This is a genomic window from Pedobacter sp. (assembly GCF_046462515.1).
Lineage (GTDB): Bacteria > Bacteroidota > Bacteroidia > Sphingobacteriales > Sphingobacteriaceae > Pedobacter.
In genome coordinates this window covers 503,296-523,966 of record NZ_JBKGVD010000008.1, presented here as the reverse complement: position 1 = coordinate 523,966, position 20,671 = coordinate 503,296, and the positions used below count along the sequence as shown (strand labels likewise).

General features: G+C 42.6%; 15 protein-coding genes and 1 tRNA gene. 8 read left to right on the top strand and 8 right to left on the bottom strand.

Annotated features, from left to right (window positions below; translation table 11 throughout):
* Window positions 1-119 precede the first annotated feature (119 nt).
* The 4 genes from ACLHG9_RS10270 (at window position 120) to ACLHG9_RS10255 (ending at window position 2,039) form a co-directional block, all read left to right on the top strand.
* Window positions 120-560, top strand: coding sequence for an Hsp20/alpha crystallin family protein (locus ACLHG9_RS10270; protein ID WP_410221403.1), 441 nt, complete (start codon window positions 120-122; stop codon window positions 558-560).
* Window positions 561-649: 89 nt separating this feature from the next.
* Window positions 650-943 (top strand): hypothetical protein, encoded by a 294-nt coding sequence (locus ACLHG9_RS10265; RefSeq protein WP_410221402.1) that lies wholly within the window; start codon window positions 650-652, stop codon window positions 941-943.
* A gap of 203 nt (window positions 944-1,146) precedes the next feature.
* The gene (locus ACLHG9_RS10260) at window positions 1,147-1,518 is read left to right on the top strand and encodes a hypothetical protein (RefSeq protein ID WP_410221401.1); all 372 of its coding nucleotides are present in this window, start codon (window positions 1,147-1,149) and stop codon (window positions 1,516-1,518) included.
* A gap of 116 nt (window positions 1,519-1,634) precedes the next feature.
* Window positions 1,635-2,039, top strand: a complete 405-nt coding sequence (locus ACLHG9_RS10255) for a hypothetical protein (protein WP_410221400.1) — start codon at window positions 1,635-1,637, stop codon at window positions 2,037-2,039.
* A gap of 150 nt (window positions 2,040-2,189) precedes the next feature.
* Here the strand turns inward: ACLHG9_RS10255 and ACLHG9_RS10250 are convergent, their stop codons facing one another.
* Entirely contained in the window at window positions 2,190-2,660 is a 471-nt protein-coding gene (locus ACLHG9_RS10250) for a hypothetical protein (protein ID WP_410221399.1), read from the bottom strand.
* A gap of 381 nt (window positions 2,661-3,041) precedes the next feature.
* Here ACLHG9_RS10250 and ACLHG9_RS10245 point away from each other — a divergent pair, with 381 nt between their 5' ends.
* Together ACLHG9_RS10245 and ACLHG9_RS10240 are read left to right on the top strand one after the other, a co-directional pair.
* Window positions 3,042-5,807: a T9SS type A sorting domain-containing protein gene (locus ACLHG9_RS10245; protein ID WP_410221398.1), complete on the top strand. Its 2,766-nt coding sequence runs from the start codon at window positions 3,042-3,044 to the stop codon at window positions 5,805-5,807.
* A 105-nt stretch (window positions 5,808-5,912) separates the two neighbouring features.
* Complete coding sequence (locus ACLHG9_RS10240) at window positions 5,913-6,443, top strand: DUF4199 domain-containing protein (RefSeq protein WP_410221397.1); 531 nt, start codon at window positions 5,913-5,915, stop codon at window positions 6,441-6,443.
* Between the two features lie 154 nt (window positions 6,444-6,597).
* On the opposite strand, the gene ACLHG9_RS10235 is transcribed toward ACLHG9_RS10240, so the two are convergent.
* From ACLHG9_RS10235 to ACLHG9_RS10215, 5 genes are all read right to left on the bottom strand, one after another.
* Window positions 6,598-8,559, bottom strand: coding sequence for an OmpA family protein (locus ACLHG9_RS10235; protein WP_410221396.1), 1,962 nt, complete (start codon window positions 8,557-8,559; stop codon window positions 6,598-6,600).
* Window positions 8,560-8,580: 21 nt separating this feature from the next.
* Window positions 8,581-9,564 (bottom strand): type IX secretion system membrane protein PorP/SprF, encoded by a 984-nt coding sequence (locus ACLHG9_RS10230; RefSeq protein WP_410221395.1) that lies wholly within the window; start codon window positions 9,562-9,564, stop codon window positions 8,581-8,583.
* Between the two features lie 15 nt (window positions 9,565-9,579).
* A complete protein-coding gene (locus ACLHG9_RS10225) occupies window positions 9,580-10,863 on the bottom strand; it encodes a gliding motility-associated C-terminal domain-containing protein (RefSeq protein WP_410221394.1) in 1,284 nt (427 codons plus the stop codon).
* A gap of 7 nt (window positions 10,864-10,870) precedes the next feature.
* Window positions 10,871-14,065: a hypothetical protein gene (locus ACLHG9_RS10220; protein ID WP_410221393.1), complete on the bottom strand. Its 3,195-nt coding sequence runs from the start codon at window positions 14,063-14,065 to the stop codon at window positions 10,871-10,873.
* A 434-nt stretch (window positions 14,066-14,499) separates the two neighbouring features.
* On the bottom strand, window positions 14,500-14,742 hold the full coding sequence (locus ACLHG9_RS10215) for a hypothetical protein (RefSeq protein WP_410221392.1): 243 nt from the start codon (window positions 14,740-14,742) through the stop codon (window positions 14,500-14,502).
* 306 nt (window positions 14,743-15,048) lie between these two features.
* Here ACLHG9_RS10215 and ACLHG9_RS10210 point away from each other — a divergent pair, with 306 nt between their 5' ends.
* Together ACLHG9_RS10210 and ACLHG9_RS10205 are read left to right on the top strand one after the other, a co-directional pair.
* Complete coding sequence (locus ACLHG9_RS10210) at window positions 15,049-15,744, top strand: LytR/AlgR family response regulator transcription factor (RefSeq protein WP_410221391.1); 696 nt, start codon at window positions 15,049-15,051, stop codon at window positions 15,742-15,744.
* A gap of 148 nt (window positions 15,745-15,892) precedes the next feature.
* Window positions 15,893-17,812 carry an ATP-binding protein gene (locus tag ACLHG9_RS10205; protein ID WP_410221390.1) on the top strand — a complete coding sequence of 640 codons (1,920 nt, stop codon included), beginning with the start codon at window positions 15,893-15,895 and terminating at the stop codon, window positions 17,810-17,812.
* A 533-nt stretch (window positions 17,813-18,345) separates the two neighbouring features.
* On the opposite strand, the gene ACLHG9_RS10200 is transcribed toward ACLHG9_RS10205, so the two are convergent.
* Window positions 18,346-19,722 carry a serine hydrolase domain-containing protein gene (locus ACLHG9_RS10200; RefSeq protein ID WP_410221389.1) on the bottom strand — a complete coding sequence of 459 codons (1,377 nt, stop codon included), beginning with the start codon at window positions 19,720-19,722 and terminating at the stop codon, window positions 18,346-18,348.
* A gap of 816 nt (window positions 19,723-20,538) precedes the next feature.
* Window positions 20,539-20,612: transfer RNA gene (locus tag ACLHG9_RS10195), tRNA-Ile, on the bottom strand.
* Between the last annotated feature and the right edge of the window lie 59 nt (window positions 20,613-20,671).

Below are 20,671 nucleotides of genomic sequence, written 5' to 3'. Positions count from 1 at the left end.
CAGTTCACATAACTGCTACAAAAGGCTTACAATGCTTGGCATGCAGGTTGTTTATGGATTTCAAGAGTTTAATTAATTATATAAATTTTAATCACTGATTTAATTAAGGAGGAAAATCTATGAACTTGGTTAAATTCAATCCCAACCAAAACAAACTGTCATCGATGCCGGGCGTTGATGACGTGTTTAAATCGATCTTTGATGACACCTTTTTTTCAGATCGTATGGTAACCAGGGTACCTGCTGTAAATATCAGCGAAACAGAGGACCATTACCATATCGAGCTTGCCGCCCCCGGTCTGCAGAAAGGAGACTTTAACCTGCGCATCGACAGAAATGTATTGAGCATATCGGTCGAGCAGTCATCACAGGACAATACCTCAGAGCGTAACTTCAGCAAACGTGAGTTCAGTTACAATTCCTTTGTAAGGTCGTTCACCTTGCCGGAAGGAGCTGATGAGAACAATATCGAAGCCCGTTACGTCGATGGGCTGCTGAAGGTGGACATCGCCAAGAAGGAAGAAGCGAAATCTGTCACCAGACGTATCGACATCAAATAAAATTTCTGGCTGAACACTGGGAGTGCCATAAATACCGCAGGCTATACGGGTTATGGCATTCTCTTTTTTATGGTTTGATGGTCCGGTGTATGAAAGCACAATTCTATATATTGCTCAGTCAAAGGGGACGACGTGGGTTTGAGCCCTATGGCCAGTACTTTTTGGGGAACGACGGGAATGCGGCCAATTCCATTTTCGACAAGCTGAAGGGAAATGATGACCTTAAAAATGAGGCCTTGCTACATTTTGACCTGATGGAGGTCGTAGATGAGATCCCGATGAAGGTACGCATGCTCTGTTGTACGCTTGAGGAATATGCCTACAACTGTAAGGTCATTACCAAGGAAATCTTCAAGCACTTCAATCTGGACTATAAGGATTAACGTTTTTTCTATTAATTTGATCACATGGCCAAACAGAAAGTAACAACCTGCCTTGTTCAAAATTGGAACATCACTTATCAAATTACTTCCGACTTTCAAGAAATCCTGCTTTCTTGCCTGCTTTTTAGTATTTCTCTACATTTAAATCATTAATTTATCTTTACTATCTGACATAAAGATTAAGTACTTAAGATTATTAACCAATGGGGGCAAAAAAAATTACCATAATTCTTTTCTCTATATTTATTTGCACGATATGTATTGCCCAAAACAATCAGTTAAGTATTTGGTCTCCGCAAGTGAAAATTGACGGTTCCGGAATTCCAGTTATTGGGGTAACCATAGATATTAATTCAAAAAAATACTTCCCTTCAAATGAAATTGGTGTTGTCCCTATCTCTTTAAAATTATTAAAGATATCTGATACAATAAGTATTAGGCATATAGGGTACGAAACAAAGAAAATCATTGTTACATATCTAAATGAGCTACCATCAGTTATATTACTTAAAGAAGCAGCTGTAACATTAGAAGAAGTAAAGATTGTAGAAAGCAAGAAAAAAAACAAACGTTAGAATATGGACCAAATAGCTTTTCTATAAGTCAATATCTGACCGCATTCGATAGAAAATATGCCTTATATTTACCTAAATATGAAAATGAGAGCTATATAAAAGAGATTATTATCAATATGAGTAATAAGGCTCAAGGCATTAACGCTCCTTTCAAAATCAGCTTATATAAAAAGAACAATAAAAGCGAATTCCCATCCGAACAACTGATGGAAGGGTTTGTTGTGAGCAATAAAAAATCCGAAAAATCGTTTAGTATCGACATTTCTTATTTAGGGATAAAAATCCCTGATGAAGGCTTTTTTATCGTATTCGAAACGCTCCCCCAAGAATACTATTCAAACGATATTTTAAAAATCCATGGTTGGAGCCTGAACAAGCTTCCAGCGCTAAAATGCAGTTCATTTCCTAAAAAATTCAACAAAGATTTTTATTCCCTAATTCATTTTGGCAAAGCTGGATGGGTAAAAATGCCAAACCTAGAATTTCAATTCCAAGCAAAAATATTAACCTTAAATGATTAACATCCCTCATCTAAATTACCTCCGACTTTTAAGAAATCTTGTTGCTCTTCTAATTATATTCGGCATTACCGTTAAAACAATATTTAATCTATTCATAGAAAAAGGCCATTATAAGTGGCCTTTTTATCAACTAACTTTTGGTTTAGAAATTTATTGAATTAGCCCCTGCAAATACTGTGGGGTTATTTGCGGTAATTCAATTTTAGTTTTAGGGTCTTTGGCTTTCATTGTTTTTATGTCTGCATTAGTTTTTTGCAACCCATCAATCAAGTACCTGAAAAATTTTTCAGATATATTAATTTCTTCAGCAGATTTCAATGAACAAACATATTGGTCGCCCTCTAAATGAACGTGGCTATAAAACCTGTACAGTACAGCTCTGGCTTTTGCCAGTTCGGTTTTTTGATATTTGTTCTTCGTGCGGTCGTTCAGCTCTTTGTTCAGCTTCTCAATATCAACATTAAGATAAGTGTTTTCAGTTACCAAACGTTTGGTCTCGCTTCCTGTTGCAGTAGCTTGGATTTTTGCAAGCTTATCCTGGTTTAATCCTTCTTCCTTTTTAACACAAGCTACGGCAAGTGCGCTTGCCAGAGCAATACAGATTATTCTTGTCTTTTTCATAAATACGGTTTTTTCTTTTGCAACTATTTTAATTCCATTTGTTCCAACTTGCGGTTCCTGGCAAATTGTCTCAGTAAAAGATGAATTAAGAATGGCTATTGTCAATAATTCCAATATCCAGAAAAGTTTGTTTTTTTATGTGATTGCGTATATAATTTTTTGTTAGTTGCTTAATTGAATAATCGAACTATATCCGGTTACTTATCAGACGGGGAGCTAGCCTTTAGGGGGTAGGAAAAAAGTAAATAGCGTTACCAGTTGTACTTTATCTGTAAAAATAAAAATTTTTGGATTATTACGCAACGTATGGTTGACAGGAATATTATGGGTGTAAAAAAATAATTATATTTATATCAGATAAATAAACGCAAACCATACAAGATGAAGAGACTTTTACCTCTATTAACCCTACTTTTACTATGCCTTTGGGGCTTTGCGCAGGATGGCGCCAACGATCCCACCTTTAACACACTTGATAACGGGCGTTTTGGCAGCGGTACAGGCTTTAATGGTAATGTATATGCTAGCGTTCTGCAGCCCGATGGCAAGGTCATAGTGGCGGGCTATTTTACCTCTTACAACGGAACCGCAGCAAACCGTATAGCCCGTTTAAATACCGATGGCTCACTGGATACAGCTTTTGACCCAGGTGCCGGTTTTAACAATGATGTACAGACGCTCATCCTGCAGCCCGATGGCAAAATACTGGCAGGTGGTAGCTTTACCGCGTTCGGAGGTGCCGTAAGGAAATTTATTGCCCGGTTAAATGCCGACGGATCGGTAGATACCTCCTTTGATCCAGGCGGGGGATTTAACAGCATTGTCCAGTGCATTGTCGTGCAGCCCGACGGCAGGATACTGGCGGGTGGAAATTTTACGCTTTATAACGACGTTCCAACAAACCGTATCGCCCGCCTAAATGCCGATGGCTCACTGGATCTAACTTTTGATTCCAGTACCGGATTTAATAACATTGTCTATTCCATGTCCTTGCAGCCCGACGGCAGGATACTGGCGGGCGGAAATTTTACACTTTATAACGGCGTTCCAACAAACCGTATCGCCCGCATAAATACCGATGGCTCGCTGGATGCCACCTTTAGCACCGGTACGGGCTTTGATGGCAGTCCACGTGCAATAGTCCTGCAATCCAACGGCAAGCTTATAGTAGGCGGATCGTTCGATATGTTCAATGGAGTTCCCAGAAAAAGTATCGCCCGCCTAAATGCCGATGGCTCACCGGATCTAACTTTCGATTCCAGTACCGGATTTAATAACATTGTCTATTCCATGGCCTTGCAGCCCGATGGCAGGATAATGGTAAATGGGGCTTTTACAACATTCAAGGGCATTGCAAGAAATCGTATTGTACGGCTGGGTACAGATGGTAGTTTGGATGCCACTTTCGACACCGGTACCGGATTTAACGGAAGCGCCTGGACTGTTACCCTGCAACCCGATGGCAAGATGCTGGTAGGCGGACAATTTACCTATTTTAAGGGATCGGCAAAAAACCGTATCATCCGCTTGAACACCGATGGCACGGAAGATACAGGTTTCAACCCTTTTGCGGGCTTTGACGGCATTGTTTTTTCCATGGCGCCTCAGCCTGATGGCAAAATCGTAGTGGGCGGAGGCTTTACCATCTATAACGGAACCACAGTTAACCGTATTGTCCGTTTAAACGCCGATGGGACGATGGATGTTACGTTCAGTCCCGGTACTGGCTTTAATACTAACGGTACCGTAAATACCATAGCCCTTCAGTATGATGCCAAAATACTGGCGGGCGGAGGTTTTACTTCTTATAATGGAACAGCAAGTAACCGTATTGTTCGCTTAAACCCGGATGGTACACTTGACATGGGCTTTAATCCCGGTACAGGCTTTGACAACACGGTTAATTCTATAGCGCTGCAGCCCGATGGAAAGATAATAGCGGGCGGAGGCTTTACCACCTATAACGGAACGGCAGTTAAACGTATTGTGCGTTTAAATGCAGACGGATCGATGGATACCGGTTTTAATACGGGTACCGGCTTTGACAACACGGTTAATTCTATAGTGCTGCAGCCCGATGGCAAGGTCATAGTGGCGGGCTATTTTACCTCTTACAACGGAACCGCAACAAACCGTATAGCCCGTTTAAATACCGATGGCTCACTGGATACAGCTTTTGACCCCGGTGCCGGTTTTAACGATGATGTACAGACGCTCATCCTGCAGCCCGATGGCAAAATACTGGCAGGTGGTAGCTTTACCGCGTTCGGAGGTACCGTAAGGAAATTTATTGCCCGGTTAAACGGTGATGCATCACTGGATGTTGCTTTTGACCCTGGTAATGGTTTTAATAACACTGTTTGTTCCATAAATCAGCAGCCCGATGGAAAGATGGTGGTGGGTGGTTTTTTTACTACATTCAAAAGTACTCCAAGAAACAGTATAGCACGTTTAAATACCGATGGCACATTGGATACCAGCTTTGACCCCGGTACGGGTTTCAATAATCAGGTTCAATCAATAGCTCTCCAACCCGATGGAAAGATAATAGCTGGCGGAGGCTTTACCCTCTATAACGGCAGCCCCAGAAACAGGATAGCGAGATTGCTATCAAGCAGTGCGCCCCTGCCCGTTACGCTTACCGGCTTTACCGCCAAGGCAGACGGTTATCTGGCAAAACTGCAATGGCAGACCGCGGCAGAGCACAACAACAAGGGCTTCGAGGTTTACCGCGGCACCGATGATGGCAAATTTGTGTTGCTACAGGAGATGGGTACAAAGGGCGGCGGTAGCTACAGCTATACCGACAGCAGGCCGCTAAGGGGCAACAACTATTACAAACTGGTGCAGGTTGATTACGATGGCGCTGCAACAGAGCTGGGCATCAGAAAGGTAACATTCGATTTTTCGAGGTCTGCCTTTAACCTGTACCCCAACCCTACGGCCGATAAGGTAACCGTTGGCCTTTCGGGTAACTACCATGCCCTTAGCGTATCGGATATCAGCGGTAAGGTCTTGCAGGCGCACCGCTTAGATGCCACGCAGGGAGAGGTGGTACTGAACCTTTCAAAATACCCATCGGGGATCTATTTTATAAACTTGACCGGGAACAACGGCACTGAAACCAGAAAGGTGATCAGGAAATAGTGGGCGGGTAATAATACTTTGATCAACATTGTACCGCTGTTAAAAGTGGTACAATCCGAAAGAATAGTATTTTTCTCAATTTAGTATCAACAAACAATTTTAGACATGCAAAAAAATATTCTCATTTACGGACTGATTTCAGGCATTATCGTTTCAGTCATAATGCTGATTTCGATGAATTATTACAGCCATTGCGAAGGCAATGTGGATTGGAACACTAGCATGATTATTGGCTATGCTTCCATGCTCATCGCATTTTCAATGGTTTTTGTAGGTATTCGCAATTACCGCGATAAATATAATGGCGGTATTATCAGTTTCGGAAAGGCTTTTAAAATAGGGTTTTTGATTGTGCTGATTGCTTCTACCGTTTATGTTATTTCGTGGCTGATTTGCTATTTTTTCTTCATGCCAGATTTTTTGGACAAATATGGTGCTCACGAAATTGAGAACATGAAATCAAACGGAGCAACAGCAGCAGCAATAGAAAGTAAGCTAAAGGAAATGGCAGAGTTTGCCGCAATGTATAAAAACCCTTTCTTTAATGCACTGATGACCTATGCAGAAATTTTACCTGTAGGATTAATTGTAACATTTATCAGTTCATTAATTTTAAAAAGAAAAACAAAAAAATAGTGGGGTATGAAATATATGCTGATATATTAACTCTTTGGTAAGTCTGTTTTCATATACAAAAATTTTCCAGCAAGATGGGTAAAAACAGCATTCCTGAAAAGTAAATAATCATCTAACATCCAATACCTTCCTTTTTTGCTAATATCTTGGTATATTATTGTTTTACAATCTTAAACTCGGTTCGGCGGTTCAGTTGATGTTTGGCTTCGGTACATTTTACTCCGTTGGCACATTGATTTAGCAATTGGCTTTCGCCATAGCCTTTGACCGTGACCCTGTTCTTGGCAATGCCCCTGTCTATGATATATTGTACGGCAGAGTTGGCCCGGCGCTGCGACAGCCACTGGTTGTACTGGTCGTTGCCGCGGCTATCGGTATGCGAGCCCAGCTCGATCCAGATGGTCGGGTTGTCCTGCATGATCTTCACCAACTTGTCAAGCTCAATGGCGGCGTCTGGCCTGATATCGGCCTTGTCGAAATCGTAGTAGATGTTCTCCAATCTGATGCCTTTGTTCAGTTCGATCTGTTCCAAGAAAAGATCTTTCTTCAGGTCTGTTGGAGCCAAGAGATTTTTGGTGCTCAAGTCTGTCCTGTCGCTCCTGAAATCGGTTTTATCACCAGTAAGCACATAATCGGTTTCTTTGTCGAGGTTGAAGCTAAATTTGCCATTTTCGTCAGTCTGTACCATCAGGTTTTGGCCGTTGGTACCGTGCAGCGAAACCAGTACATTGCCCAATGGCCGGTTGGTTTTCTTGTTATAAGCTGTTCCGTTCAATTTGAAGGCCAATATCAACTGTTCAACAAAGCTATAGATATCGTCTTCGCCGAGTCCGCCCTTACGGTTCGAGGATAGATAACCCGTAGTGGCATCTGCTCTGCTGTAGGCAAAATCGTCCTGTGGCGAGTTTACTGGGTAGCCCATGTTCACCGGCCTGCCCATCTTTCCCGAACTGCGGACCGATTTAAAAATATCCAGCCCGCCCATGCCTGCCAGCCCGTCGCTGCTGAAATAGAAGTTCCTGTCGCCATCAAAGAAAGGGCTGCGCTCGTTGCCTTCTGTATTGAATTCTTCGAGGTTGACCGGTCTGCCCCAGCGCCCGTCTTCCGTGCGGAAGCATGCATAGAGGTCGGATCCTCCCCTGCCCCCGGGCATGGTAGAGGCAAAATAAAGTATCCTGCCGTCGGCAGTGACAAAGGGATCGCCTACCGAATAGGTATTTACATTGTTGTATTCAAATGCCACCGGAGCGCTCCAGTTTCCGTTTGCGTCTTTGGTGCTCGAATAGATCTCTACGTTTACCGTAGCGAGTTTACCTTCTACGCCCTTTTCCTTCCCGTATTTTGCATCTTTGGGGATACGGGTAAGCGTAAAGTACATCTCTCTGCCATCGGCGGTAAAGCTTGCGGGGCCTACGTGGTAGTCGGTGCCCGCTGCGATCGGAAAAAGCCTGGCGCCTTCGTTTCCGTTCTGCTCGTACAGGCGCAGGTAGCGGTTTCCGGTCCATCCGTACACCTTTTTGTCTGGGACCTTAGCCCCGTCGAATTTCAGGAATGGGTGGCTGGCATCCTGTGCCGTTCCGGCAGCGCCCCTGTCCGAAGAAAATACCGCTGCATTCCCCAACTTAACAGCTCCCCAATCAGATTGGGCAGAGTTCAGTGCTTTTTCATTGTTCACGGTAGTTGCTGTTGGCTCCTTCATCCAGCGCATGGCCGAATCGCAGCCCGACAGCCAAAGGCTCTGCCGGGCAGGGCTCACCTTGCCGTCCATAGCGATATATTTCTGGTACTGGGCTTTCGCCTCGGTGTATTTAGAATTGCTCCGGAGGGTTTCGGCATAGAAAAACGTGTTTTTTGGACTGCTGCCGGGCATGACCGATGCTATGGCGTACCAGCTCTCCGCTTCACGGTAATTGTTCTGCTTCAGGTAGCATTCGCCCAGGCGCTCGGCCGTGTGCAGGGTCTCCTTCTTCTTCCAGGCCTGCTCGTAGAGGTCGATGGCCTTGGCATAGTTGAACAGGGCGTACTGCCTGTCGGCATCGTTCACCACATACTGGGCGCTTGCCTTCGAAAAGCTCCAAAAAATAATTGCAACGCCTATAAACAGGGCTCTTTTCATATGTATAAGTTTTTTTGTTCGTTAAAAATATCTTGGGCTCAGCATCCTGGTGTTCTTCCTGCTGAAGAAGTAACTGATTGAAATCTCGTGCGTACCTCCGCTGTAGCCCTGCAATGGGCCGATGGAAAAATCGTAGGCATAACCTACACGAAAATTGCTGGTGGGAAACACCTGAACGGCTGCTACCGCCGAATTGAGCTGGGTCAGATCTTTCTGCAGGTAATCCTTATTGTAGAGCTTTACACCTGTACGGTAGGAGCCTCCCAACCAAATTCTTTCGCCAAGTATGAGAAAGGCATTGAGATCAAGGCTTGTAGGACCGCCACGATCGTCTTTCAGCAAAAAGGAAGGCTTAAGCATTACGTCTGTTGATATGGGTACTAAAGCTCCAGCCGTGAGGTAATAGTGCGGTTTGGGTTTCGGAACAAAGGCATAACGGTTCACATCTATAAACTGCGAAATGAGGTTGTCGGCTGAGAAACCTGCATAAAACCTGTCGTTGGAGAAGAATACTCCTGCTCTTGCATCTGGAATAATAGTACTCTGCACACCCAGGGGCTGGTCGCGTTCGGGACTGTTCGGATTGAGCAATGCTCCGTCCGTGCCCAGCTGTACCAGACCGACACCTAAACCCATGGCCAGCCGTGAAGTACCTTCTTCGTTCAGTCGAAGCCTGTAGGCATAATTGGCATAAACGGAAGAGTTGCGTTGTGCACCCAGCCTGTCTGTTGAGAGCTGGAGGGCCAGTCCCACATTGCCGCGGTTAGCAATCGCATCCACCGCAACAGACATCGTTTTTGGTGCCCCTTCTATACCAGTCCACTGTGTGCGGTAAAAAGCGTGTAAATTTAGTTGTTCCCGATAGCCCGCATAAGCTGGGTTGATATAGATGCCATTGAACATGTACTGGCTGAACTGCGCATCCTGCTGGGCACGTGCTACTCCAAAGGCCAGTTGCAATGCGCCAATTGCCATTAATATTTTTTTGATGGTTGTTAATCTCATTTTACTTAACCTTTCCTACTTTTTAAATGATTTGGCCAACATTACATAGCCCTTGAACACCTGCCATTCGGATCTGGCATTCTCTTTCACACGCAGCACATAGTAATAGGTGCCCTCATTGAGCCCTTCGCCCGTCCAGTTGTTCTTGTAGTTTGTAGCCCTGAATACTTCGTTACCCCAGCGGTTTACAATAACTATATCATTGGTAGCAAACATTTCCAATCCCCTGATCTCGAAAGCATCGTTCGTTCCGTCGCCATTCGGTGTAAATAGGTTTGGTACCGTTAGCATACTCCCCGATACCACGAATTTGGTGAACCACGCCTTTTCCGACATATCGCCAGTTGCCAAGTCCATGTTCATACGCGTATGGACACCCTGCGACGGATTGTTTCCTTTTGCAATGTCCCAAAGGCCATTTCCTACATACTGTGCTATTTCTGCATTGGCATCTCTGAAAAACATCCCGTTAGTAGATGGATTGTGCTGCAACATCACATCGGCCTTCAATGGAAGATCGGCATAGATATGCCAGTTTCGGTTGATTCCGGTATTGGGCTTGATCCCTAATAGATTACTTTTGGCATCGTCTGTTACGGATACCGAGATCATGCCCGCCGATTTTGCAGCAAGCGTAGCAGGTGTATAATCTCCTTCTGAAATTCCTACCGGAAACACGAACGACCCGGCATTTGTCAATTGCTTAACCATGTGACCGGTAATACTGTTTCCACTAATCACCATCCTGCTGGCGTTATATCCGATTATTTTTCCATCCGGACCAAAGGCTAAATTATGACCGTTCAAAATAATATTTGCGCCGTCACTAGCCAGATACAATTCGCCTCCGATACCAATCGATGCCGAAGCAACGCCCGAGGGATTGGTTGTGCCATAACCCGGATCGCTAACATCAGCCAACAGAATACTTTTAGGGTTTCGGTGTTCTACAATCAGGTTGATGAAGGTATTGTTGTTACCGTCTATCGTAGTTGGGCTATTGGCCATATCTACATAGTATGGATTGTTGCCCGGATTATAGATTATGATCCTGCCCTTGCCACTGAACTTTGCTCCACTGGCAATCCAGATGTTCTTACTGTAGATTTCTAAAGTCCCATCAATAGTCCAATTGGCTTTGGGACCAAAATACGTTTCTTCACTAAAACGTTGCTCAATGGTACCTTCTGTAATATGAACATCAGAATTATCTACTGTTACACTTCCTGCTCCTGATTGCGCATTTAGCATGGTAGAACAGAACAATAACAGGATTGTTGTCAGTCCAAGTCCTTTCATAAACATTTTATTGTGTGATTCCTGTCCAAACCGTTCCATCGCTTTGTAGGGTTAAGGTGTAACCGCTAACATAGGATACTGAAGCTGCGATGCCTGTAAGCGTTGCAGTTCCCGCTGTAATTACATTGCCACCACCTATTTCGATATTATGACTAAAAGCAACCGTTGAAGTTCCCATGTTTTGTATAACATATATCCGTCCTTTACAAATGGCTGGTGCTGGAAGGGTTATTGTTACGGGAGAAGTATTTCTGGTCAAGATTTTATAGTCAATTCCGGTAAGGGCATAGCTGGCCGTAATGCTCTGTATCGGTAGGGAAAAGGACCCACCTACCTGCAAGGTACTGTTTGGTGCAATCGTACCGATGCCAATATTGCCGCTGGCAGCTGTACTGGCATTATCTGCCGGTAAATTTGTTCCGTAAATCTTATTGCCGATGTTCAGCTGCCTGTCTGCAGTTGCTGTGGCAACTTCTGTTCCGCTGCCAATAGCAATGTTATAACTACCGGTAGTTATTTTAGATCCTGCGGCCTGGCCAACGGTGACGTTACTGTTACCATCAGAGATCCTGCTGCCCGCGTCCTTGCCAACACCAATGTTATTGTTTCCCTTATTTACACTGGCCAAAGATGCTGCGCCCAGAGCCGTATTACTTGCGCCAGTTGCCCCGCCAACGCCCCGCAGCGCATTATAACCAACACCAACATTTTGCCCTCCAATGGTATTATTAAATATTGCCTGTGTCCCGATGGCTGTATTTAGAAGACCTGTAGTATTGCTGCTCAAGGTACCTATACCTATTGCAGTATTAGAGCTTCCTGTTGTATTCACCTGTAAACTAAAATATCCAATCGCCGTATTGTCATTTCCCGTGGTATTGGCCTCCATCGCTTTTTCGCCCACCGCAGTATTATTGTTAGCCGTGGTATTGGCCAACAACGAATTCCATCCCACCGCAATATTTCCTGAACCAATTGTATTGGCCTTTAACGCAGCTTCACCTACTGCAATGTTCGTGGTACCTGTAGTATTCCCAAACAATGTCTGTCGACCTATAGCGATATTCGCTGAACCTGTAGTATTGGCAGCCAATGCCCGATCACCCACTGCAATATTCACAATCCCTCCCGTATTGGCAGTCAATGCCTGAGGCCCTATGGCGACATTCGCATCACCTGTAGTGTTGGCTTTTAATGCCTCTGATCCTATCGCAGTATTATTGAGTCCTGTTGTAATGGCGCTCAAGGATGCTACCCCAAACCCGGTGTTGGATGTACTTATTAATCCAGACTGAATGTTATTTCGCTTGAATATTACGTTTTGGTCATTTGTAGACCCCAAGAACTCAGTCCCCATTAACGCGTTGCCGGCAAACGACCAATTATTCGAAGACGATACCGTCTGGGGAATCGTTTTTAATACGCCGGTGGCATCTGCCACCACAATTTTGTCTGTAGCACTGCCTGCTCCCAATCCTTCTAAACGCAATGGATCTGCTGTTGCAAAAACATGCAATGCATTTGTTGGCACAATGATACCAATGCCAATATTCCCGCTGGCTCCGGTAGAAGCGTTATCTGATGGCAAATTTGTACCGTAAATTTTGTTACCGATGTTCAGCTGCCTGTTTCCGACAGGATCAACAACTTCTGTTCCACTGCCAATGGCAATATTATAGCTGCCCGTGGTTATTTTGGTTCCCGCAGACTTACCAAGCCCAACGTTATTTGAGCCACTGCTTATAAAACGCAAGCTTTCTGTTCCTACTGCTGTATTGTCGTTCCCACTCGCAGCACTAGCTCCCATCAGCGCATTAAAACCTATCGCAACATTCTGAGAACCAGATTCATTATTAAATATAGCCTGTTTACCAAGAGCCGTATTCAAATGTCCTTTAGTATTGCTACTTAGGCTTCCGGTACCTAAGGCTGTATTGGACATACCTATTGTATTATTCTGTAAGGCAAAAAAGCCTACTGAAGTATTGTCAAATCCAGTTGTATTATTCTCCATAGACTGCATACCTATCGCAGTATTTCCTGTGCCAGTTGTGCTGTTTAAAAGCGAACCCACTCCAAAGCCTGTATTTTTGAGACTTAACATACCTGACAGGAAACCGTTCCGCTTAAAAACTACATCCTTATCATTTGTAGAGCCTAAAAATTCGGTACCCGTTAATGTATTGCCCATGAGTGACCAATAACTAGATATCTGGGGTATTGTTTTTAATATGCCGGTTGTCGCGTCAGCTACCACAATTTTGTCAGTGGAACTTCCCGAACCCAATCCATTTAATGCCAATGTATTTGTATTGTCTGTTACAATAGTTGTTGGTTGTATTAAGGTACCACCCAACTGTACATCATTAGCTGTTTTAGTTAGACCATTGCTTGCTGTGATTACCGGCAGTGAAGCAGCATTTAGCTGGGCACCACCATCGGTACCTATGGTTAGCAGATTGCCAGCATTAGTACTTACGATGTTTGCTGTAGTAGTATTGTTTGCTTGATCTATATGGGTAATTACACCGGTAACTGGGTTTTGCGAAAGTTTGGATAAAGGCGTACTTATCTGATAGGGATCTCCGTTGATACCTGTTCCTGTTACCGTAGTGTTTCCACCGTTAGCTATTAGGCCAATTCCTCCTTGGGCACCTGTATCACCTTTAGGACCTTGCGGACCCGTTGCACCAATGCCGCCCTTGTCGCCCTTGTCACCTTTCAAACCCTGTGCACCATCTGCCCCAGCAGGACCTTGAGGACCCTGGGGTCCGGTGGCTCCTGTATCTCCTTTTGGGCCCTGTGCGCCTGTGGCCCCAACAGCTCCGGTCAGACCAATAGGTCCCTGTGGACCCATTGCGCCGGTATCGCCCTTATCACCTTTTGGACCTTGTAAACCTGTTGAACTTTTTATCCATTTTGTTCCATCATTATAATAAATGCCAGGCGTTACATCTCCTTCTGTTGCTGTATTGTAAACCATCATTCCGGCAACGTGAGCCGACAATGGGGCTGGATTACTGGTAGATTTTAATGCTACTCTTACATGTAACAGGCCTTTGTTGGCACTTTCCAGTTCCAAAATAGCGTCCTTGTTAGGCAGGGTTGCACCTGCTCCTGTTCCATCCTTTACCTTTTGTTGTGCATTGGCCACGCCAAAGCCAAGTAATGCAATTCCAATTAGAAGTATCCTTTTATTCATATTTTATTCCTTTGATTACTGCGTTCATTTTTATTCTCTTAGTTTAGAAACATTGAATATTTGGCACTAAGTTCTATCAGGACAAAGACGAACGAAATACATGCTCGATAAATGACAATGATTGTTCGATGAGAGAACTGAATATTGCGACGAATAATAAACTTTTAACTGCGGCAAAATCCGTCTTTGAGTTCATAGGAGTATCACGAAATTTAAAAGATGATTAGAGCACTGAATTACAGCACAATGATCATTTGGCTATTGCTAGCTAGTTCACCTAAAACCGTAGCAATGTGCTGATGCTTATATATAGCTAGAGAACAGGTGGCAGAAAAGAAAAAAGAATTTTAATGGCCGATTGGCAAGCCACAATAGTCTGCCACCATCTTGAAAATGGTAACACTTCCGTAAAAGGAACACACTATGCAAAACGATTATATTTTATCGTCCGGCGAAGCCTGTGTAGTGAGCAATAAATTGACGTACATGGTTCTCAATTTTTCATTTTCCAGTTTTAAGTTCATGAAATCAAGTGCTACGTCTTTATAATTAGCTAACCAATCTGTAAAAATATCCTTGTTTATTTGATATTTATCGCAAATCTGTTCGATTTGCAGACCGTTGTAATATTCTTCGATAGCGCCAATTATTGATTTAGGAGATATGTTTTCGTACATAAGTAAATTCACATTTAGTAATTGTCTTTTAAAAATCCCCATGCTCACTTATAAGTTTTATCTTATAAAATCAGTTCTATTTATCCAAATCCTATCACTAGAATTTGCCACTTAGCATTTGCAAAATTAACCAGCGAGATTTCTCTGGGAAGCAAAATGCGACCGACAATAGCCTGCGCTCGATGAATCAAATAAACTGCTCGTCAAATCAGAAAGCCATATTCTAAATTTTGAAGTTTCATATCTAAAGGGTTAATGGTATAATTTTATTTTCTATATTTAGAGTACACATTATATTATTTGGCCATGAATTGTTTAATTGTTGACGATCAAGATTTTTTTAGGACGGCAATGAAAGGGATGCTTTCATTTGATCCCTCTCTCATTTTGGCTGGAGAATGTAGCAATGCCGTAGAAGCGTATCAAAAAATATCAACCGAACCTATAGATCTTGTTCTTTTAGACATTAAAATGCCGGGAACAAGTGGTATTGAACTGGCAAAATTGCTCGAGGGCAAACGAACGCTCATTATCTTCACTACGTCCGAACCTTCCTATGCTGCTGAAGCCTTCGATCTAAACGTGGTAGACTTTTTGGTTAAACCGGTTACTCCTGTTCGATTTTTAAAAGCTATTGAAAAGGCCAAAGAAATCATCAAAAATAAGAGCATTGCGTTTAGCGATGTTTCTTATGAATACGCATTTATACGTGAATCCAATGCTATAAAGAGGATTAAAATAGATGACATTATCTTTCTTGAAGCTACTGGCGACTATGTTAAGATTTTTTTCGCCAACCAAACCTATTCTATCTATTCTACCTTTAAGGAAATCGAACAAAAACTACCCGGCGATATTTTTTTAAGGGTACATCGTTCATTTATCGTTAATCTCAACAAAATAGATACTGCGGAAGGCAAAACTCTTATTATCAATAATCACTTTGTTCCCGTTTCCAATACGTACAAGGCCGATCTTAACAAAAGAATGCGATTTCTTTAACCTTATACAATTAAGTATGAATCGTTCTCCCTCAAAAAAAATCAATGTGTTAAGATTTTGCTACTTCGCTTTATTTTTGTTGGTGGCGACAATTGGGTTTTCCTGTAACTTTCCAAGTTCTAACGATATTGAAAATAATTCAGCAAAGGTGGACACGCTTATCCAACGTGCCGACAGTCTGATGGTGGCTTCAAAGATAGGCGACAATACCAGCAGAAAGTTCCTTGATTCGGCTTACCATACGTTCCAACCGGGACCTTTGGACCTTTCAAAAAAATATAAGCATTTTGCGTGGTCATATGTGCGCAATGGTGATGAACGACACGGACTCAGGTATGCAGATAGTGCCAGCATAGTATTAGAGCCGTACGAAAAGAAATATAAACACGGATACGCCCAGGCCCTTTTATTTAAAGGGCAGCTTTTTGAGATCCTTAACCGCGAAAGGGAGGCCTTTGACAGCTATTATTTAGCTAGAAACTATGCTATAAAAAACCTTGACAGCTGCCAATTGATTTCTTTTACGTACCCATTGTCAACTACTAAATACTCTTTAAGCCACCCAAAAGTATCCGCATATTACTCCCTTCTCACAATCAACGAGTCTAAATCTTGCAAAGATGGAGCAGATTTTAATGATCGTTTACAATTTCCTATAATGGCATTTAACAACTTAGGTCTGTACTATAAGGAAATAGGGAAATTGGATAGTGCCCTTTTTTATGTAAATAGTGGTTTTGACCTACTAAGGAATTTGAAAAGCTCTTTTCCAGACAAAAAGATACAAATCACGAGAATAGAATTACATATCCATAATGCTTTAGGCAAAATTTATCTTGACCTAAAAGAATACAAAAAAGCAGAATTCCATTTTAAAGAAAGCATAAAGATCATTGAGGGGCCAATATCCGTGCCATATGCTGTAAGTGCTTATACAGGATTGGCAACAGTTTATTTTCAAACATATAGGTTTAAGGAAGCAGCAGAAATAATTCGGATAATGGAGAGAAGAAAGATAGTCTTCTATTACCCAAAATATTACTTCGATTTCAAACACAGCTATTTTAACAAAATTGGGCAGTCTGATTCGGCATATATCTACTTAAACAAGCTAAAAAATTTCTCTGATTCTGTTGACCGCGAAGAAAGGTTGGTTAAAGAGGCTAACATGGAACAGGCTTTTGAAACGGCAGAAAAACAACATCAGCTTCAATTGATTGGCGATGCCAATAAACGAAAGCAAAACTATCTGATATTTGCGGCTATTTTGTTTGTTGTTTTATTGGTCATTGTTGTTATTGTCACCAAAGCCAGAAGACGGTTAGCGAGATTGAACCTGCTCATGACCCAAACCATCAGTGCCCTTCAGGACAGCCAGAAAGAAAATGCCCTGATGATGAAAGTGGTAGCACACGACCTTAGAAGCCCAGCAGCAGCTACCGTTAACATAGCAGGTATTTTGCTTCAGAAAGACGGCCTACAGCCTGATGACCGCAAAATGATAGAAGTATTGGAGAAATCAGGTTCTGCCTCGATAGAAATGATAGACGACCTACTTATGCTAAATGCTTCAAAAGAAAAAATAGTAAAGACCACTATTAATCTCGATGGTTTACTTCAACATAGCATAAGCATCCTCAGCCATAAAGCTGAGGATAAAAAAATCAAAATCAGATTACAATCCGAAGCTAAAATTGTTTACGGCAGTACGGAGAAACTATGGCGGGTATTCAATAACATCCTTATCAATGCCATCAAATTTAGTAGAGAACATACGACCATCGACATCAGGAGCGAAAAAAAGGACGACCACGTTCTAATTACTTTTAAAGACCATGGAATTGGTATTCCGAAAGATATGCAGCATAACATCTTCAATATCAACCCGGATAAAAATCGAACTGGTACTTTTGGTGAAAAATCTTTTGGTCTAGGTCTTTTTATAGCCAAACAGATTGTTGAAGCTCATGACGGTCAAATATGGGTAGAGAGCGACGGCATTGAAGGTACGACCTTTTTTATAGAGCTTCCACTAAAGAACCGGATTAATTGTACACTAAGCAACTAACGAATCTTGCTTAAGAAATTCTAATGACATCCACTTTTTACGTTTATATACATAAAATTCTAATTCTCATAACTGGTGCCCGCCTTTATATTTGTCCGAATAACATGAAGGTCAAAGAAAAAATATATTCATAACCTTTTTTTAATGCTTACGCTTAAGTAACTGCATATCATCACTGATTTTTCTATCTTGAACCCATGTGTAGTGCCGTGTCTATGTTAGATAAGAGCATTCCTCATAAGCACTTTACCGCTGAACTCATTTTTTCCAACTTTCATAATTGGAATTACAAATACCTTGGGAAAATTATGAAAAATGGTTCAATGGCCTTAAAAAGCACTATGAGCTCTCTACTCCATTTGAGATACTATATGCCCTCGGGGCAGCTTGGCTTTTCCTGACCTTTGCCCATGCTTATTCATTAAATCCAAAAAGCATGAAAAGAAAATCCTCGTTCCACCGTCGGTAGCAGAAAAATTAAGCTCATTTACCGCTCAAGGGTAGATCCTGACCGGGATTGTTAACGCCAGCTCCTACAAGTTAGACATGTGAACGGCTATCGCCTTGAGGCTCATGGCATCGTTTTGCTCCTCACTTAATTTTTTTGCATGGAGGTAAAATTCTCTTGCACGTTCTTTCTCGCCCAATTTAAGCGCATTATCGGCACTATTTAGCCATTGCCCAATTTTGGTGGGAAATATTTGCCTTCCTATTTTGGCAATGGTTTTGGCATGCTGATAATCTTTGTCCAGCTGTAGGATGTCGAATGCCTGGCTTAAAAGAAATTCTGTAGGCTTAAGTTCTATCTCTGCGAAAAAATCGGCGGTATTGTTGGTGACATATTCATCTCCACGGTTGTACAGATGTTCGATCAACCTGATATATGCAAGAGGTTTTGAAGGAACGATTTCTTCTCCACTTAAAACCCGGAACAGGTTGGTTGTTAGCGAATAACCCGTTCCATACTGATTTGAAAACATCACAACCGTATAGCCCGATGCAGGGTCAAAAAAGCCTTCTGCAGTAAAGCCCTTGCCGCCACCGTTGTGGCCAAATATTGCTTTGGGGGTTTTAAAGTTTGGCGCAAGCAGGGCCAGACCATATCTATAGTTCCTTTCCATACCATTATAGTGATGGTTGGCAGTCCTTTGGATGTCCATGGCCTCTTTGGACAAATATTTCCCTTTTTGGTACGTCTCCAGAAATTTGTACAGCTGTTGGGCATTAAGTATCCAGCCCCCAGATCCGTCACCTGGGGCTATCCTTGAAATTTCCTGTTCGCGATCCTCTATAAATCTTGTCGATGACACCTGATAATAGGGAATGGCAATCTGCCCGGCCTGCTCAATCTGCTCTACCGGATTTATGCCCGCAGGCGCAAAAATGTACTTTTCTATCACCTTGGCATAGGGCATCCTGTCTACTTTTGCAATGATTTCGCCCAAGAGGTAGAATCCTATATTGCTGTAGTAATAGCTTTTACCAGGTGTATCAAATACCAAGGGCACTTCTTCGGCCATTTTCTGGAATTGCAAAGGGCTATAGTTTTTCTTAAAATCATAATCGGGATGGTCCCAGGCACTGGCAAGTCCGGAGGTATGGGTGAGCAAGTGGTGCAGGGTAATACTGTCGGCACCCTTGATATTCCACTGGGGAAGATATTGTTTCAGGGTGCCCTGTAAGTTAAGTTTCCCTTGTCCGACCAATTGCAGGATACGGGTAGCGGTAAACATCTTGCCCACCGATGCAGAGGCAAGGAAGGTCTCCTCCTTTAAGGGAATTTTGTTTGCCACATCAGCGAAGCCTATGGCTTTCCGGTAGAGGATATGATCACCTTTGCCAATGATTACCGTAGCGTTCCAGTTCAGGCCCTGATAGGCTGCCATTACGCTGTCCAGTCTTTGGACCATATTGTCCTGCGCCTTTGTCCAGTTGGAAACTGTGATGGCTAATAGGACAAGGGATGCATTCTTTAAGTTCATATTACAGGTTTGGAAAATCATGGATCGGCAGTCTAAAAGATGGCAGTAGATGACCTGTACGGTATCGGCCACTACCTGAATTAGACATGCCTCTTTTACAAATTTAAGCGGTTATAGGCATAATCCATCCTATTATCGACCAACTACCAAAATAGGTCGTCCAACAACGACTAATATTGTTTTAAAAAAGGAAAGGATGGACTTTAACATATCCGTCCTAGCCCTTTCCCGCAAGCTTTTCGGCACCTTTGAAACCGAACGTAACGATTGATACTGGTAATGGCAAAGGTGGGTTTCGAATATAAGCCCCGTTACGGGTTATTAAGTCCATATGCGTATCTATTGAAATTCTGGCTATTGTTATCAACAGTCAGTATAAAAATGTCGTCAGCTGATGATTTTTCCTAAATTCACTTTCTGAAACAATTGAACCGAAAGAGCCAACATTCATCAACATAGACTGCGGTTCCTCAGCAATTGAGATGGTGTTGTCGCATTTTTATTATTCGGAGAATAATTTAACCCGATTTGCCTTAATGGCACAATGTGCTTTTATACGAAATCAAAGATGTGTTATTGATAGAGCAGAACAAGAAGATTGAACAACAAGACATATTGATTAAAAAAGCGCTTACAAAGCATTAATTAATGCTCTCAGCAAGAAATTAAGAGCTCAAATGGCTTTTATTTAATACACCTCCCCATAAACAAAAAAGCCTTACATTGCTGTAAGGCTTTTGGAAGTGGGCCAAGCAGGGCTCGAACCTGCGACCAAAAGATTATGAGTCTTCTACTCTAACCAACTGAGCTATTGGCCCCGAAAACCCGATTAGGTTTTGCGAGTGCAATGTTACATATTTGCAACGAATTTTGAAAG

Coding starts and splice junctions, on each gene's coding strand:
- ACLHG9_RS10270 (WP_410221403.1), top strand. CDS start 120: ATGAACTTGGTTAAATTCAATCCCAACCAAAACAAACTGTCATCGATG.
- ACLHG9_RS10265 (WP_410221402.1), top strand. CDS start 650: ATGAAAGCACAATTCTATATATTGCTCAGTCAAAGGGGACGACGTGGG.
- ACLHG9_RS10260 (WP_410221401.1), top strand. CDS start 1,147: ATGGGGGCAAAAAAAATTACCATAATTCTTTTCTCTATATTTATTTGC.
- ACLHG9_RS10255 (WP_410221400.1), top strand. CDS start 1,635: ATGAGTAATAAGGCTCAAGGCATTAACGCTCCTTTCAAAATCAGCTTA.
- ACLHG9_RS10250 (WP_410221399.1), bottom strand. CDS start 2,660: ATGAAAAAGACAAGAATAATCTGTATTGCTCTGGCAAGCGCACTTGCC.
- ACLHG9_RS10245 (WP_410221398.1), top strand. CDS start 3,042: ATGAAGAGACTTTTACCTCTATTAACCCTACTTTTACTATGCCTTTGG.
- ACLHG9_RS10240 (WP_410221397.1), top strand. CDS start 5,913: ATGCAAAAAAATATTCTCATTTACGGACTGATTTCAGGCATTATCGTT.
- ACLHG9_RS10235 (WP_410221396.1), bottom strand. CDS start 8,559: ATGAAAAGAGCCCTGTTTATAGGCGTTGCAATTATTTTTTGGAGCTTT.
- ACLHG9_RS10230 (WP_410221395.1), bottom strand. CDS start 9,564: ATGAGATTAACAACCATCAAAAAAATATTAATGGCAATTGGCGCATTG.
- ACLHG9_RS10225 (WP_410221394.1), bottom strand. CDS start 10,863: ATGAAAGGACTTGGACTGACAACAATCCTGTTATTGTTCTGTTCTACC.
- ACLHG9_RS10220 (WP_410221393.1), bottom strand. CDS start 14,065: ATGAATAAAAGGATACTTCTAATTGGAATTGCATTACTTGGCTTTGGC.
- ACLHG9_RS10215 (WP_410221392.1), bottom strand. CDS start 14,742: ATGTACGAAAACATATCTCCTAAATCAATAATTGGCGCTATCGAAGAA.
- ACLHG9_RS10210 (WP_410221391.1), top strand. CDS start 15,049: ATGAATTGTTTAATTGTTGACGATCAAGATTTTTTTAGGACGGCAATG.
- ACLHG9_RS10200 (WP_410221389.1), bottom strand. CDS start 19,722: ATGGTCCAAAGACTGGACAGCGTAATGGCAGCCTATCAGGGCCTGAAC.